The sequence below is a fragment of the uncultured Prevotella sp. genome, from assembly GCF_946407605.1.
Lineage (GTDB): Bacteria > Bacteroidota > Bacteroidia > Bacteroidales > Bacteroidaceae > Prevotella.
Genome location: NZ_CAMJOS010000004.1, coordinates 99,970 through 117,700 on the forward strand (window position 1 = coordinate 99,970; position 17,731 = coordinate 117,700).

Below are 17,731 nucleotides of genomic sequence, written 5' to 3' on the forward strand. Positions count from 1 at the left end.
CTCTCTTTAATTAAGTGCTTTGATGGCTTCTTCCACAACCTTTCGCCAAGGCTTCAGATTCTCATACATCAGCACACCGTCAATCTGGTGAACCACTGCATTGTTGGCAGTAGAGAGCTGTGTATTGTTACCATAAGTGGCATTCTTGAACCAATACTCACGGCAGATCAAGTTGTAGAGTCCCTTGTCCTTCTTGACACTATGTGGATTGCCCATAGCATCCTTGACGGTCATGGTGTTGGTGTCGTAGTTGACATACAGAGGATAGTAACGACCTGTTTCGGGGTTACGTTTCATACTCTCGAAAGTAGTGCTGGCATTCGGGTCGCGAGCCAGACCGATAGCAACAGAGTTATCCTGTACATGATAACGGATAAAGTCGGTCACCACACCACGGATAGCCTTAACAACGGCGTTCCATACAACAGCACTGTCAGACTTGGTGCTCAATGGTTTAGTATAGAGACTATACCAACCCTCTGCCTTACAAATGCTGTCGACGGCAGGCTCTTCACCTGTGGCCTCACTGAAGTCACCACGTGACAGCTCTGCTTCCATAGGCAGGATCTTCTTGTTCTGCAAATCCTGGATAGCCTCGTTGGTAGGCACAAACACGGTGTAGTTATAGTTATCGAATACACGGAAGTTGTAGCTGTCCTGCTTGGTCATACCAGCATTGAAGTTACCATCCACACCCTTCATAGATGTTGACAGCAGGTCACTGTAGTCGTTCTGCACCAGTTCCAGGAATCCAGAGAACTCAGGATGCTTCTTCAGCAGGAGGTACAGAGAGGTCTGAGCGCCCATAGGCACCTGAGAATCCAACTGATAAGAGCGACCGTTGTCCTTGTCGTATTTCTGTACGGCGGTAATCATACGGTTGTTATGCTCAAGCTGCCAACCGCCCTGGAAAGCGAGGCTGTCAGGGTTATTATCCTTAAAGGTAGCACGAATCAGGGCACCACCCTTGGTCTTGAAGTAGGTATATCCCTGCTTCACATAGTCTTCAACCTTCATGGTCTTGTCGGGCATGACGATGATCAGCTGGTCCATCATAGCGTCGAACAGACGGCTGATGACATTGGGCTTGCTTGACTGCGAGATTTCTGCCTGCTTACGGGTACCCTTGCTGATGTTACCATTGGCATCGACAACACCCTCATAACGGGCGGCAACCACAGACTTCTTCACAGTATTATATGTGAACTCAATGATATCGGGCTTCTCAACCGTTACGCTATCACCGTTACCGTCGGGCTCCAGGCTGGTCATACCATAAGAACCTGGATCCACATAACTGAACATAGCGCGGTTGGTGGGCAGCAGCATACCATACTTAGAGTCCATAGACAGCAGGTATGGCAGGAAGCCCTGACCTTCGATACCGCCTTGATAGATAATATTCATGGTAGAAACGTGAGCCAGAGCGGGATAAGCTACAGACTGGAACTCGGCAGGAGTGAAGACCTTCTCAGTCTTATAAACCATACCGTTGCAGCCCATGTAAGCACCCTTCACATCCTCGGGCTTGATACCCAGTTTCTCCTTGGCGTCGTTCAGCACCAGGTCGAACTTAGAAGGCACAGCCTCTGAGAACGTGCTCAGCATGTTCACGTTGATCAGTTTGGCAATGATTTCATCGGGCACAGAGTCCAGATAGTGGTACTCGTCCTGCAACTCCTTACCAGCACCGTTCCACCATTCGTCCATAGCCTTGTCGCTGGGAACAATCATCACGCCGGCATCATTGTGCACGTCGTTCTGCTCGTTGGCATCAATATACTGGTTCCAGGCGGGGTCGTACTTCAGGTAAGGCAGCACATAGTTGCCCTCGGGATCGATAGGATTGTCAGTACCTGTACCAGTGTAGGTAACAACAGTCTGACGATCGGGATCAAATCCGCGCTTGCTGAAATAGCGGAGCACATAAAGTGTGTCCTCATTATTATAAATACGGTTGTACTCGCGAGTTCCGGCCAGATAACGATAGGGGGCCGAGAAGCGGTCGAGCAGATGACTCCAAGTCGACATAGACGGATCCTGACGGATAATCTCGGCCATGTTAGGACTTGACTCAATCACGCCGTCCACCTTCTGGATATAACCGTTCTTACAGGTGACGTCATAGTCAATCTTCTTGCGGCTGGGATCGCCCGAGCCAGTAACCTTCTTACCATTCACCCAAGCCTCGTTGATGCTCTGGGCCTTACCGTTGGTGAGCACCTGCAAGTCTTCAAGTGTAATCTTGTTGTACTCCAGATAAGCAGGCAAGAAGTGAATCATGGTAGGTCTGGTGGCATCCTTCAACAGAGGGATGTTCTTACCCTTCTTCCTTACATAATCCCAATACTTTACCTTTGGCATAGAGTCGAGCGGCATGATGTAAACCGAGTCAAACAGCTCTACTGATGACTCACGGCGCATGGTGCGTCCCCACTCTGGTGTGGCGGCATCACCTTCAGCCTTGCCATTCGACATCAACTCCAGCAGATAGGCGTTGTTGATCATAGAGTTCTTCAACAGCGTCTTCTTTTTGGCCTCACTCAAGTCCTCATACTTGCTGACACCCCAGTTGTTCGAACTGAACCACGCATCGTATGCGCTGTCCGAGGCAACAAACAAAGTTTTAGAACCAGTGTGACTGAGGACCTCCTTCAGGTCAAGGTCGTCAATCAGACGAAGCGTGTACTTGTAATTGCCTTCATCCTGCAAGCGCTCATAGATGGAGTTTCCCAGCCATTCGGGCTGTCCGGTGAGAATAAGGTCGTCGTCTTTACACGACTGCATCACCGATGCTCCTATCAGCAGTGCACAGGCGGCAAAAGCCACACATCGTCCTTGCTTTACGATAGTTTTACGTTCCATAAGTTTTGTTAGTTATTAAGATGTTATTGTTATTATCGTTTATACCTTATTTATATATATAGTGTCCTTTTCAGGATCATTGATTTCTGTTTATGGACTCCTTTGTGGAGTGGTGTTGTTCATATCTGGTGGGTTGAGATTGATTAATTAAATAAAACGAAGGAACCGGAGACGGCCTTTTCGTGCCGTCCCCAGTCCCTTGTCATGAGAGATTGGTCAGTTTTTTATGTCTTCTGATCATTTTTTATTTACGAATCTTCTGAATCAGCGTAGCGCCGTTGTCAAGAGTGATCTTCTTGATGACGATACCCTTCTGAGCATTGGTAACCTTGCGGCCATCGAGTGTGAAGAACTCAACCATGATGCTCTGAGCGTTCACATCCTCAATACCAGTCAGGTCAGAACCAGGCTGCTTAGCGCTGTTCTTACCGAGGTAGTAGAGCTTGAAGTCGTCACAAACAACCCAGCTGTTGCTCTTCTCCTGACCCTTCTTGATACCGATAGTCAGAGTCTCGTCAGCACCAACTTTCACGATAACGCTGTTGGTGTAAACACCAGGATTCATCTCGATGAGACCCTTACCGCTTACCAGTGAACCAGGCATGTAGTAAGTGATGTCACCAGTGGTGAACTCAGTCTCACCCTCATAGCCAATAGCCTCCAGCATAGCGTCGCCAGCCTTCATCACGTTGGCGATGTAAGAAGTGTAAACAGTGCTGTCACCGCTAACACCATAGAGCAGAGCCATGGTAGCGTTGTTGTCAGCAGTCCACTCAGCATAGTTCTCATCGTTACCACCGATGCGGCTCCATGCGTCAACAGTCAGCTCATAAGTACCCTCGGGCAGACCCTTGATGGTCTGGAACATGTCGAATGCAATCTGCCAGAACTCGATGGCACCAGCACCCTTCTGAGTGTCGTCGTTACCCAGGTTACCAGGATTGGTCCAACCAGCTGAAGAGCTTTCCTCGTACTCGTTGGTGAAGCTGGGTGACTTGATAGCAGCAGTTACGTCGATAGGATTGGTATCACTTGCCTCATCAATATTGTTAGGCAGAGCCAGCTTGGTGTAGAGAACGTCGATCTGCTCCATGTAAGCCTTAGCCTCAGCATCGGTAATAGAGTGCTCATCAACACCACTGCTAATAGTATTGTACAGATTTGTTGCGGTACGAATAGCGTCAGTATTTACACCATTCTGAATGGCTTCAAACAGAGACTCGTTAGCAGCAACCAGCTGTTCGAACAGAGCAACAGACTCGATGATAGCAGCGCTCAGGTCATAAACAGCGTTCAAAGACTCGAACATCTTTTCACCGTCTTTAGCAGCGATAGCAGCCTCAGCATCAGTCTTAACCTGAGAAGCGCGCTCGAAGATATCCTTACCCATAGGCTTGCTCAGGTCGATGCCAGCAAGAGCCTCCTCAAGGATAGGCTTAAGCAGTTCAGCATTAGTATGCTTGTGGAATGTCAGTTTGAAGCTATCCCAGATACACCACCAATTCGAATTGCCAATCATCTTCACACCGATGCGGAAGTTACCACCATCCTCAGCCACCAGACCGTAAGCAGTGGTCTTATACATACCCCATGCGAAGCACTGGGCAGCACCACCCATTGAGTTAGGATAAGGCAGGTCGTTAACAGTCTCTTCATACCAGTCTTCTACCTTCACCATGGTCTGACCAATTTCGTCAGGACTCTGAGAGTAAACGCTGGGGAACTGGCTCATAGAATTATTCATATAGAGGTATACGGGAGAGGTGTAAGGAGCAACCAGGTCGTCACCCTTAGTGTAACCATCCATCTCGCAACGTACATAACCCTGTACCTGCAGCTCATAGATACCCTTAGGCAGATTGGTAATCTCCTGCCATACATCCCAGTTGTAACGGTGCCAAGCCTCGAAGCAGTAGTTCATCTCGCCAAGAGCACCAACCATCAGGTCCTTATTAGCCTGTCCGAGAGGACCACGGGTAATGTTAGAACCAGTACCTGCATCGATAGTCCAACCTTCAGCAGCACCAGAGTTGATATCCTTATCCTCATCGAAACCATGATTAACAATGAATCTTGTTACATCATCACCCTCCTGTAAGCCCTGCTTACGTTTGTCCTCAATAACCTTAATCCATCCTTCAACTTTGGCAATCTCAGCCTCAAGTTCCTCATTAGTCAGTGCAAGCTCATCTAAGATATCCTGAGCATCATCCATTTCGCAATAGTCATAGAGATCACCAACTTCTGGCTGTACTAAGTTATAATCAGGATTCTCATAAATAGCCTTAGCCTTAGCAAGAACTGCCTGATAGTCCTTCCAAAGCTCGATGTTCTTGTCGAGGTTTGCCTTAGCAGTGCTAATAGCATTCAGGATAGCGTTGACCTCATTCATAGTAGAAGCGGTCTTCTCACCCTGATAAGCCTGCTGATAAGCAGTCAGATAAGCAGCAGTATAAAGAGTACCCTCTGCAATTTCATAATCGCTGAAGTTCTTCATAGCCTCATTAATAAAGCCCTGACAAGCGTCAGCGCCTGATCCGTAGAATGCCAGAGAGAAGTCGTCGAACAAAGACCAGTCACCACCAATCTGCTGAGTCTTCTTCACACCGATGGTCAGTTCGCCTGTCTCGTCAACAGCAACATACACCTTGTTAGCATACTGATTCAGTGTATGGAAATAGATATCACCTTGTGCCATAGTATTGGGTACATAGACAGTAACTGTTTCCTCAGTTGTTGGATCTACATAGGACACTTCATTACCACCAGGGTTCTCTGTCTGAGCACCACTCATAACGTTAGCGATGGGAGCCTCATAATAGTTGTCACCTACTTGACCATAGAGCTTAGCATACTTAGAAGCCTCGTCATTGGCCAGCCAGTGGCTTTCTGCATCACCACCATAGTTACCAGCACGATAGAAACCCTTCACGCCAATAGAATAGACACCAGGAGCAAGACCTGTAATCTTCTGATAGGTGTTATAGTTCTTGCTGTAGTGCTCAGCGCCATCAGCAACAGTACCGCCACGTCCGAAAGCGTCACCGCTCCAGCCGGTTGTGCAGTTACCATTGTCGAAGGTAGCGTTCACGATCTTACTGGTCAAATCACCAGGCTTCTCCCAAGTAGCATTGTTCTTAGTCCACTCAGAATATGCAGCAGACAAATCAGCGATAGCCTGCTCAACCTCAGCCTTGGTAGAAGCCTTGTTCATCAGAACAGCCTTGTAAGAATCGGTAGCGGTAAATCCCTGTTCCTCAGCAGCCTCGATGGCAGCTTTCAGCTTATTCTTTACATCGGTAATCTCCTTCAAAGCAGCTGTAGCAGCATCCATTTCAGCAGCAGTGCTAGTCGAGGTGTTGTAAAGAGCGACAGCAGCATCGACGTCAACATAAACAAGCTCGGCAGCCTCGATGGCAGCTTTCAGCTTCAAAGCAGAAGCACATGTTGCAATGCTGGCCTTGTAAGCCTCATAATCATCACTCTCAATAAATGTCTGATAAGATTCGGCAGTCACAAATTTCCAGTCAACAGCACCTTCCTCAGGAGTAATCATATACAGACGCATATCTGCATAATCACCCTTCCATCCAAAGTACTTACCTTCGTAATCAGATATGTCAGCAATCAGAGACACATTCTGGATACGATAAAAATCACCGACTTTGGTTACGCCCCAAGAATAGTTTGCCTGAGAAGCATGGTCTACCCAAGTAGAACCGCCATCATCAGTGAAAAGATTCGTTTCATTAGTGAAAACGCGATTAGGATTAGTACAGAGGTTCCAGAATTCATAAGAGCCCTCTGGGGCATCAGCTTCCGTTGATTCTGTAAAATACACATAATAGCCAAATTCAGCAATGCCGGCACGAGTGTTCCACTCATTACCAGAGGCAAAGAACATCTTGGCTGTGGGGTTGTACAGATAAGCCTCACTTTGTGAAGTAGGCATTACATCTGTAAATTGCAGCCCCTGGGGTTCAGCTACTGTCCAAACACCGGTAAGTTCTGCAGCCTTTACACTACTAGTCATCCCTAACCAGAGTGCTGTCAAAACTAAAAGTCTTGAAATTTTCATAAGCCTTAATTGTAAGTTAGTAAATAAAGTTAATTATAAAAGAGTTTAAAATTCTCATTCATTGTTATTGGCGAAAAAGCCCAATAAGGGCTAATTCGGGTGCAAATATACGCAAAAAATTAATAACTCGTATGAAAATTTCGAGTTTTTTTCGATTTTAACTAAAAAATTTGGTGTTTTCATGACACTGAGACAAATAAAATGGCTTGTTGACTAATATAATTTGCGCCCTAACTAGAAAAATATTTTTTCCCAACTAGGGAAAATTTTTTTTCCAACTAGAGAAATAAAATTCTCCAGTTAAGTGGCACAAAAAAAAGTAGGCAAAACTTTTGCGTTTCGCCTACTTATAGAAAAACTTGATTTTCTTAGAAATCCATGTGATCCAGGGCATCGCTGAAGTCCTTCGGCTCCTTGTTCTCAGCGGGGTCGCGATAGGGCTCGCCCTCCTGCTGCTCCTTATGCTCAGGACGAGGGCGACGCTCGCCACGCTCAGGACGCTCACGGCGCTCGCCACGTTCGCCACGTTCTCCACGATCACGGCGCTCACCACGATCACGACGTTCTCCACGCTCTGGGCGCTCACGACGCTCGCCACGGGCAGGACGCTCTACATAGTCAGCGGGCTTCTCAATCAGCACACGATGGCTGAGCTTGTACTTACCAGTCTTAGGATCAATCTCGAGGAGCTTCACCTGGATGTGGTCGCCCTCCTTGATGCCAGCCTCCTCAACAGTCTCGAGGCGCTTCCAGTCAATCTCAGAGATATGGAGCAGACCATCCTTACCAGGCATAATCTCGACGAAGCAGCCATAAGGCATGATGCTGCGAACCACACCATCGTAAACCTCACCTACCTCGGGGATAGCCACAATAGCTTTGATCTTAGCCAGAGCTGCATCGATGCTCTCCTTGTCAGGACCAGATACCTGAACCTTACCCACGCCGTCGGCTTCATCGATGGTGATGGTAGTCTTGGTATCCTCCTGCATCTGCTGGATAATCTTACCACCAGGGCCAATAACGGCACCGATGAACTCCTTAGGAATCTCGATCTGAACGATACGGGGAACCTGAGGCTTGAACTCGGCACGAGGCTCAGCGATAGTATCGGTGAGGCACTTCAGAATGTGCTCACGACCAGCCTTTGCCTGCATCAGAGCCTTCTCCAGGATGTCGAAGCTCAGACCGTCGCACTTGATATCCATCTGGGTGGCTGTCAGACCGTCCTTTGTACCAGTGGTCTTGAAGTCCATATCGCCCAGGTGGTCCTCGTCGCCGAGGATATCGCTCAATACTGCGTACTTATCTTCACCAGGATTCTTAATCAGACCCATAGCTATACCTGAAACGGGCTTCTTCATGGGCACACCAGCATCCATCAGGGCGAGGGTACCAGCACAAACAGTAGCCATTGACGAAGAACCGTTAGACTCGAGGATCTGAGAAACCAGACGGACTGTGTAAGGGAAGTCCTCAGGAATCTGACCCTTCAGACCACGCCAAGCCAGGTGTCCGTGACCAATCTCACGACGGCCTACGCCACGCTGAGCCTTAGCCTCACCAGTACAGAACGGGGGGAAGTTATAGTGAAGCAGGAAGCGCTGATAGCTCTTGTCGAGCACGTCGTCAACCATCTTCTCATCGAGCTTGGTACCAAGGGTACAGGTAGAGAGCGACTGTGTCTCACCACGAGTGAAGATAGAGCTTCCGTGAGGCATGGGCAGAGGAGAAACCTCGCACCAGATGGGACGGATGTCGGTGGTCTTACGACCATCCAGACGGATACCCTCGTCGAGGATGCAACGACGCATGGCGTCGCGCTCTACGTCGTGGTAGTAGCGGTCCATCATAGCGCTGTACTCATCGTCGCTGATTTCGCCCTTAGCGTCCTCAGCCAACTCAGCACGCTCTGCGAAGAACTTCTCCTTGAAGTCCTCGAGAATCTTCTCGAAGGCATCAGCACGGTCCTGCTTAGGCAGAGCCTGCTTGGTGATATCGTATGCGGGCTGGTACAATTCTTTATTCATACGTGCGCGGAGTTCCTCGTCATTAACCTCGTGGTTATACTCGCGCTTCACATCCTTGCCGAGCTCCTTGCTCAGGGCAGTCTGCAGCTCACACATGGGCTTGATAGCATCCATAGCTGCCTTCAGGGCGCCGAGCAGATCCTGCTCGCTAACTTCCTTCATCTCTCCTTCCACCATCATGATGTTCTCGGCAGAGGCACCAACCATGATATCCATGTCGGCTTCCTTCATCTGCTCGAAGGTAGGATCGATGACATACTCTCCGTTGATACGGGCTACACGCACCTCACTGATGGGGCACTCGAAGGGAATATCCGAGCAGGCCAGAGCAGCCGAAGCGGCAAAGCCGGCCAAGGCATCGGGCTGGTCAACGCCATCTGCTGAGAGCAGCATCACGTTGACGAATACTTCTGCGTGATAGTTACTGGGGAACAGGGGGCGAAGCACACGGTCCACCAGACGACTGGTCAGGATTTCATTGTCTGAGGCTTTACCTTCGCGCTTGGTGAATCCACCAGGGAAACGGCCAGCAGCGCTGTACTGCTCACGATAGTCTACCTGCAAAGGCATGAAATCTGTTCCGGGAACTGCATCTTTTGCGGCACAAACGGTGGCGAGAAGCACGGTGTTGTTCATGCGCAGAACAACGCTTCCGTCGGTCTGTTTTGCCACTTTCCCGGTTTCAATGGTGATGGTTCTTCCATCAGCCAATTGAAGGGTTTTTGTAATTACGTTCATCTTGTTTAAAACATCTAAAAAAATAAAATCGTGCAATAGCAAGCAAACCGTGTGCAGTAAAGCGGGCTTTCGTGCTAAGGTAAAGCCTGCCATCGCAAAAACTGTGCAAAATTACGCATTTTAAACCAAAAACAAATAAAAAAGGTAAATAATTTACTATTTTTTATGAAATAATTCGTAACTTTGCATGCAAAATGAACGCAACAATGAAAAAGATAATCGTTATAGCCATCGCTGCATTGACACTTGCAGCATGCAGCGAAAAGAAACCCATGTTTACCGTCAAAGGAAGCGTAGAGGGCGCTCAGGACTCAACGCTCTGCCTCTATAACAACACGCTGGGAGGCGCCGTCCTGCTGGATAGCGTCAAACTTGGCAAAGACGGCACCTTCTGTTTCGAGGCCGAGGCACCACAGGCTCCAGACCTCTACTGTCTGAACATTGCCAACCAGATTATCTATTTCGGCATCGACTCCACAGAGACTATTACCATCAACGCCCACTATCCCAATATGGCACAGCGTTATGAGGTGGAAGGCTCTGAGAACTGTCAGAAGATTCGCGAGCTGGCCCTGAAACAGCAACAACTGCAGCAGCAGGCCACCGCCCTGGAGCGCAACCTCGATCTGAGCCGTCAGCAGATTGCCGACTCTATAGATCGTCTGGTGTATGCCTACAAACAAGAGGTGGTGCTGAATTATATCTACGAGAACCCTGGCTCCATCTATGCCTATTTTGCTCTATTCCAGACACTTGGACAATGGAACATCTTCGATCGTCAAGTACCGGAAGATGTGCCGGTCTTTGCCGCCGTGGCCACCAGCTGGGACACCTTCTATCCTGAGTCAGAACGCGCCAAGCATCTGCATAATACCGCCCTCAAAGGCATGAACGACAACCGCAGGGCAATAGCTCGCGAGATGAGTGCTGCCGAAGCTGCCGAAAAGGTAGTATCGTCAGGCGTGCTGGAGCTGGAACTGCCCGATGCTACAGGTCGCATCCGCACGCTGACAGAGCTCAGCGGCAAGGTGGTTCTGCTCGACTTCCACCTGTTTGGTATGAAAGAGTCGGCAGCCCGCATCCTTAGTCTGCGCGACCTCTATAACAAATACCACAACCAGGGCTTCGAGATCTATCAGGTATCACTTGACGAGAACGAGCATTTCTGGAAGCAGCAGACTGACGCGCTGCCTTGGATCAGCGTGTACGACCCATCGGGACAGGCCGCCCGCCGCTATAATGTGCAGAGCCTGCCTGAATACTTCCTCATTGACCGCAGCAACACCCTCTATAAGCGCTCGTCGCAGATGGACGACGCAGAGGCAGAAATCAAGATGCTACTGGCAAACCCTACCGCCTCAGCCAAGTAAGCGATAGTCTCTACTGGCTGAACGTAGCAACAAACAAAGGTCATGCAGGCGGCTGGCGACTGCCCTACCCCGTCTATCGTTTCTGTACAGGCGACGTAGATGGCGACGGCACGGAGGATGCCCTGGTGGGAGTCGTCAAAAGCACTCGCTACCACCCCGAGGTGGGGCGCCGCATCTTTATCTTCAAACAGGTGGATGGCAAGGTGCGACCACTGTGGTTGGGGTCCAGCTTAGGAGCCACGCTGGTGGACTTCCATTATGTTGACGGACACGTCAGAGCGTTGCAGACCGACAACTGCGGGAACTATGCCGTAGCCGAGTATGGATGGAAGGATTTTGGACTCATTTTCCTCCATTTCATCGTAGAAAATACCAATAAGAAGAAAGCCATAGAACAATTTAACAATACGCCATAAAACAATTATAACCTATGAGAAAGATTGCATTTTTCCTACTGACCGCACTAACAGTCGGTTGCAGTCAAAAAACCACGGCACCCACAGAACAGGAGCCGCCAGTTACAACGCTCGACGTAGAGAGCCTGTACAAGAACCTCGACATGGATATGGATATCTCTGGCCTGTCGGTGAGCGACCTCCACATCCTAAGCAACGTCTTCCTGGCACAGAAAGGCTATCCCTTTGAGGACTCCTATGTGCGGGGCATCTACATGACCACCACTTGGTACGACTCCCTCATGTGGGCCTTCGACGGTTCAGAAGAGTACTTCGACTTTGAAAGCACTAACAACGAGGACCTGACCTACCGCCAGACCTACTATGGTAGCATCAAGCCCGAGGTGCTGAAGCTGACCGAAGAGCAACAGGCCTTTATCAATCGTGTAAAAGAACGTGAGGCAGAGTTGCTGGAACTGAACTTCAAGCCTGAGGGCGGCGGACGGGTAAACGTGAAGAATATCGTGAACCCCACCCTTGTCAAGGATGCCGACCCTCAGCTCTGGAACTATCTGGGAGCCAACGGCTTTGCCATCGTGCCAGCCCAACACCAGCAGTTGTTCCATGTCTATGAGCAGAACGACTACCATGAGTTCCCTGCCTTCGTCACAACCGATCTCTACCTGCAGCTCTATCACCTCTATTTTGACTGTATGCTGCGCGACATGGAGACCCACGGCCTCGACTCTCTGGCAAACCTGCTCTGTAAGGAAGGTTACCAGTATTTCAACAACAACAGGGACTATGAAGAGAACCAATGGCTGAGTGACTTTTTCGCCATTGCCTTGAACCTGGACGGAGTACTCACTCCCGTTGAAACGGAAGCAGGACGCGAAGAACTCAACAATGTCAAGAAGAGCGAAGACAACCTATCGGAGTTTCTGGGATATGAAGACGTGAAGTTCGCCTACAGTCTCTTCAGACCACGCGGCCATTATACCCGCACCAAACAGCTGGAGCGCTACTTCCGACTGATGATGTGGCTGCAGACCGTTCCGTTCCGTACTGATGACGAGATTCAGATGAGACGGGCTATAATACTGGCCGACTGGCTGAACAACAACACCCGCGCTAAGACGCTCTATAACAGCATCACTGAGCCACTGACCTATCTGATGGGGCAGCCCGACAATATCAGCATCCTGCAAGTGTCAGACATCGCCAAGAAGACTGGCCTCTCACTGGAACAGCTCTTTGCCAACTCCGCCAAGATGCAGGAGGTGAGAAAGCAGGTGGAACAGTTGGCAGAGCAGCAGACCCGCATCAAGCCCAAGTTCATCAGTTCTGGAGAATATAAGATTAACCTGATGCCCCAGCGCTATCAGCCCGATGCAGAGGTGCTACAGGAGATGGTAGACTACGAGTCGAGCCCCACAAAACGTGATGTGCCTAAGGGGCTGGACTTCTTCGCCGCTATGGGCGTAACACCTGCTGAGAAGATTCTGATTGACGAACTGGACGAGCCTGGACGCTGGGATAAGTACACTATCAATCTGAAAAGCATGAAGGAGCGCATGAACAGCATCAAGTGGGAGGAAAACTCTGCCACACAATGGATGGCGGCCCTGAAGACCGTGGCCGACAAGCCGAAAGAAGCTCCTTACTTCATGATGAGCAGCGAATGGGACAAGAAATCGCTGAATGCCATGCTGGCCTCATGGACCGAACTGAAACATGACGCCATCCTCTATGCCAAGCAGCCCTTCGGTGCTGAGTGCGGTGGTGGCGGTGCACCCGACCCCATCGTAAAAGGCTATGTGGAACCAAATGTCAAGTTCTGGCAGACAGCCATCGACCTGCTGAAAGCCAACAAAAAGCTGCTGAAGGATCAGGGACTCCTCACGGTAAAAATCAATGATACCAACGAGCGCATGATAGAGACCGCTGAGTTCTTCCTGAACGTCAGCAAAAAAGAACTAGCTGGCAACGAACTGACCGAGCAGGAATATGACCAATTGGAATATATCGGTGCCAAGTTCGAAAACATGTCGCTGGAGCTGCTGCGCGACGAGGAACATGAGATGTGGGGATGGGATGCCGTACAGGGGCCCGACCGCAAGGTGGCACTCGTAGCCGACGTCTATACCGCCAATGCCAGGAACAACCCTGCCAAGAGCATCCTCTTCGAAGCCATTGGCGATGCCGACGAGATTTATGTCGTGGTCAAGATTGGCGGATACCTCTACCTGACTCGCGGTGCAGTATTCTCATATCGTGAGTTCCAACGTGACATCATGGAACAGCGTCTCACCGACGAGGAATGGCAGAAATACCTGGAGGAGCATCCCCGCTCTGGCGTGCCTGAATGGATGACACCTATCATTGTGCCTCTGAAAGATGCCCCCGTAGATAATGAGAGTGTTTTTTATAGCTCTGGTTGCTAGTCTGGCGGTCCATGGGGTCTATGGAGCCAAGCCCCAGACTCCCAAATCCACCACTATCACCTTTACTGGCGACATCCTGCTAGACCGCGGGGTGCGTCAGGTGATTGAGCGACACGGAGCCGACCATCTCTTCTCAAGGGATATCGACTCTGTGTTGCGACAGTCGCAAGTGGTGGTAGGCAATCTGGAGTGTCCTGCCACCCACATCAAAGCCCCTGTACAGAAACGCTTCATCTTTCGTGCTGAACCCGAGTGGCTGTCGGTGCTCAAGAAACATGGTTTTTCGCATTTGAACCTGGCCAACAACCACGCCATCGACCAAGGACGAGAAGGACTACTGGACACACAGCGTAACATCCAGAAAGCCAGCATGACGGCAGTGGGAGCAGGACGTAACATGAACGAGGCCTCACAACCAGTGTTGCTGACCAGCTATCCACGGAAGGTGTGGCTTATTGCCTCGCTGCGACTGGCCCTTGAGAACTTCAGCTACCTGCCCGAGAAGCCTTGCGTCAGTCAGGAGCCATTCGACTCGCTACTGATGCGTGTCCACACCATCAAACGCCAGGACCCGCAAGCCGTGGTTATCGTCTCACTACACTGGGGCGGCGAACATACACTACAGCCTGTGCCCAGTCAGCGACTGCAGGCCCATCAGCTGATACAAGCTGGTGCAGACGTGTTGATATGCCATCACACCCACACGCTGCAGACCATTGAGCGCTACCGTGGTCACGACATCTACTACAGCATCGGCAACTTTATCTTCGACCCCACCAAACCCCTCAATGCAAAAGCTTGTATGGTGAAGGTCGACATCACCAAAGACAGCATCAGCACTACCCAAATACCCATTTACATCAAACATTGTGTACCATGCATCACCCATTAGAAAAGTTCTTGTTCTGCCCTGTATGTGGCAATAAGTCATTCAATATCAATGACTTCAAAAGCAAGAAGTGCGGAACCTGCGGCTTCACCTACTATGCCAATCCCTGCTCGGCTACGGCGGCCTTTATCCTTAACGACCGCGGAGAGCTGCTGGTGGCCAAACGTGGAAAAGAGCCCGCCAAAGGCACGCTGGACCTGCCCGGCGGCTTTGTGGATATGGGTGAGACGGTGGAAGACGGCATGAAACGAGAGATACAGGAAGAGACGGGACTCACAGTCACCGAGGTGAGGTATCTCTTTTCCATTCCCAACCAGTATCTTTACTCAGACATGCTCATCCACACCATCGATATGTTCTATGAGATACATGTCGGGCATGACGTGAAACCCGTAGCCGATGATGATGCCGCAGCCCTGCAATGGATACCATTAGCGGAGGTAAATCCAAAGGATTTCGGGTTGAAAAGCATCAGTAAAGGGGTTGAACGATACTTGGCTGAATCGTTAAGAAAATAAAAAATCTCCTATATATATAAGGTGAAAGCAAACTTTTTGCTTACTTTTGCACCCCAAAATAACATAACAAGCAAAAGTATGCAGAAAAATCTAGTGATTGTAGAGTCGCCTGCCAAGGCCAAAACCATTGAGAAATTCCTGGGTAGCGACTACAAAGTAATGTCGAGCTACGGTCATATCCGTGACTTGAAAAAGCGAGAGCTGAGCATCGACGACAAGTCATTGGAACCCGAATACGAGATTCCCGAAGAAAAGACAAAATTGGTGAACGACCTGAAGGCCAACGCCAAGAAAGCAGACCAGGTATGGCTCGCATCCGATGAAGACCGCGAGGGAGAGGCCATCTCTTGGCACCTGTGCGAGGTACTGGGACTGGACGAGCAGAAGACCAAGCGTATCGTGTTTCACGAGATTACTAAGCCCGCCATCCTGGAGGCTATCGAACATCCACGCACGCTGGACATGAACCTGGTGAATGCGCAGCAGGCTCGTCGAGTGCTGGACCGTCTTGTAGGTTTCAAGCTTTCACCCGTGCTCTGGCGCAAGGTGAAGCCCGCCCTCTCGGCAGGTCGTGTGCAGAGTGTCGCCGTGAGACTGATTGTAGAGCGCGAACGCGAGCTGCAGGCTTTCAATAGCGAGACCTACTATAGCGTCAACGGCATCTTCGCCGTGACAAACCCCGACGGTTCTCAGAACGAAGTGAAAGCCACATTGGCACAGCGCTTCAAGACCGAGCAGGAAGTAGAGAAGTTCCTGGAGTTGTGTAAGGAGGCTACCTTCACCGTGGAGAGCATCCAGAAGAAGCCGATGAAACGCACACCGGCACCACCCTTCACCACCTCTACCCTGCAACAGGAGGCTGCCCGCAAGCTGGGATATACTGTAAGCCAGACCATGATGGTGGCTCAACACCTCTATGAGAACGGACGCATCACATACATGCGTACGGACTCGGTGAACCTCTCAGGACTGGCTATCAACGCCGCCAAGGAGAAGATTAGTGAGCTCTATGGCGAAGAATACTCGAAGGTGCGCCAGTATCACACCTCATCGAAGGGTGCACAGGAGGCTCACGAGGCCATCCGTCCTACCTATATGGATCAGACCAGCATCGAAGGTACCATGCAGGAGAAGCGTCTTTACGACCTAATATGGAAGCGCACCGCAGCCTCACAGATGGCAGATGCCGAGATAGAAAAGACTACCGCCAACATCATCATCAGTACCACCGACGAGCAGTTTGTGGCCCAAGGCGAGGTCGTCAAGTTCGACGGTTTCCTAAAGGTCTATCGCGAATCTGTGGATGACGATGACGAAGATAACAAGGATGAGTTCTCACATGTGCTGCCCCCAATGAAGAAAGGTGAGGCACTGACACGTCGTGAGATCAGCGCCACTGAGCGTAACAGCCAAGGACCGCAGCGCTATACTGAGGCTTCGCTGGTACATAAGCTGGAGGAACTGGGCATTGGTCGTCCTTCGACCTACGCCCCCACCATCAGCACCATTCAGCAACGTGAGTATGTGGTGAAAGGCGACAAGAAAGGTGAGGAGCACCAATATGCCGTCATCACCCTGAAAGGTAAGCAGATTAGCACGAAGCACCGCATGGAGCTGACTGGCTCTGACAAGGGTAAGCTGATGCCAACAGATATCGGTATCGTCGTTAACGACTTCCTCATGGAGAACTTCCCTAGCATCATGGATTATAACTTCACCGCCAAGGTGGAACTGTCGTTCGATAAGATTGCCGAGGGCAAGCAGCAGTGGGACAAGGTTATGAAGAACTTCTACAAGGACTTTGAGCCAACGGTGGAGAAGACACTCAATGCCCGCTCGGAACATAAGGCCGGTGAACGCGAACTGGGCATCGACCCCAAGTCCAAGAAGCCCGTCTTCGTCAAGATTGGACGTTTCGGACCCGTCATCCAGATTGGTACGGCTGAGGATAAGGACAAACCACAGTTTGCACACATGCCCAAGGAGCTGAGCATGGAGACCATCACATTGGAACAGGCTTTGGAACTCTTCAAGCTGCCACGTATGTTGGGAGAATACGAGGGAGAACCCGTCACTATCGGCACTGGTCGCTTCGGTCCTTATGTGCTGCACAAGAAACTCTATACCTCGCTGCCCAAGGGTGTTGACCCCATGAGTCTGAGCATCACCGATGCCGTGAAACTCATCGAGGAGAAACGCAAGCAGGAGGCCCAGAAGCACCTGAAAGACTTCAGCGAGGATGACAAGCTGCAGATCCTTAACGGTCGCTATGGCCCCTATCTGGCCTATGACGGCATCAACTACCGTCTGCCTAAGTCAATGCACGAGCGTGTCAAAGACCTGACCTACGAAGAGTGCATGGCTATCATTAAGAAAAATGAGAAATGAGCTCACTTCTCATTTT

General features: G+C 50.2%; 9 protein-coding genes. 6 read left to right on the forward strand and 3 right to left on the reverse strand.

The window, feature by feature from the left end; all coding sequences use genetic code 11:
* Positions 1–6: 6 nt before the first annotated feature.
* The 3 genes from Q0R57_RS03255 to Q0R57_RS03265 form a co-directional block, all read right to left on the reverse strand.
* A complete protein-coding gene (locus Q0R57_RS03255) occupies positions 7–2,865 on the reverse strand; it encodes a hypothetical protein (RefSeq protein WP_294743857.1) in 2,859 nt (952 codons plus the stop codon).
* 244 nt (positions 2,866–3,109) lie between these two features.
* Positions 3,110–6,898, reverse strand: a complete 3,789-nt coding sequence (locus Q0R57_RS03260; RefSeq protein ID WP_294743858.1) for a hypothetical protein — start codon at positions 6,896–6,898, stop codon at positions 3,110–3,112.
* 413 nt (positions 6,899–7,311) lie between these two features.
* Complete coding sequence (locus tag Q0R57_RS03265) at positions 7,312–9,711, reverse strand: polyribonucleotide nucleotidyltransferase (protein WP_294743859.1); 2,400 nt, start codon at positions 9,709–9,711, stop codon at positions 7,312–7,314.
* Between the two features lie 206 nt (positions 9,712–9,917).
* Between Q0R57_RS03265 and Q0R57_RS03270 the strand changes: the two genes are divergently transcribed.
* The 6 genes from Q0R57_RS03270 (at position 9,918) to topA (ending at position 17,715) form a co-directional block, all read left to right on the forward strand.
* Positions 9,918–11,081: a TlpA disulfide reductase family protein gene (locus tag Q0R57_RS03270; RefSeq protein WP_294743861.1), complete on the forward strand. Its 1,164-nt coding sequence runs from the start codon at positions 9,918–9,920 to the stop codon at positions 11,079–11,081.
* A 125-nt stretch (positions 11,082–11,206) separates the two neighbouring features.
* Positions 11,207–11,497 (forward strand): hypothetical protein, encoded by a 291-nt coding sequence (locus Q0R57_RS03275; RefSeq protein WP_294743863.1) that lies wholly within the window; start codon positions 11,207–11,209, stop codon positions 11,495–11,497.
* Positions 11,498–11,511: 14 nt separating this feature from the next.
* Positions 11,512–13,920 (forward strand): DUF3160 domain-containing protein, encoded by a 2,409-nt coding sequence (locus Q0R57_RS03280; RefSeq protein WP_294743865.1) that lies wholly within the window; start codon positions 11,512–11,514, stop codon positions 13,918–13,920.
* The gene (locus tag Q0R57_RS03285) at positions 13,889–14,812 is read left to right on the forward strand and encodes a CapA family protein (RefSeq protein WP_294743867.1); all 924 of its coding nucleotides are present in this window, start codon (positions 13,889–13,891) and stop codon (positions 14,810–14,812) included. The genes Q0R57_RS03280 and Q0R57_RS03285 overlap by 32 nt, the downstream gene beginning before the upstream one ends.
* The gene (locus Q0R57_RS03290; RefSeq protein ID WP_294743869.1) at positions 14,797–15,327 is read left to right on the forward strand and encodes an NUDIX domain-containing protein; all 531 of its coding nucleotides are present in this window, start codon (positions 14,797–14,799) and stop codon (positions 15,325–15,327) included. Before Q0R57_RS03285 ends, Q0R57_RS03290 begins: the two co-directional genes overlap by 16 nt.
* 78 nt (positions 15,328–15,405) lie before the next feature.
* A complete protein-coding gene (topA, locus tag Q0R57_RS03295) occupies positions 15,406–17,715 on the forward strand; it encodes a type I DNA topoisomerase (protein ID WP_294743872.1) in 2,310 nt (769 codons plus the stop codon).
* The last annotated feature ends 16 nt before the right edge of the window (positions 17,716–17,731 follow it).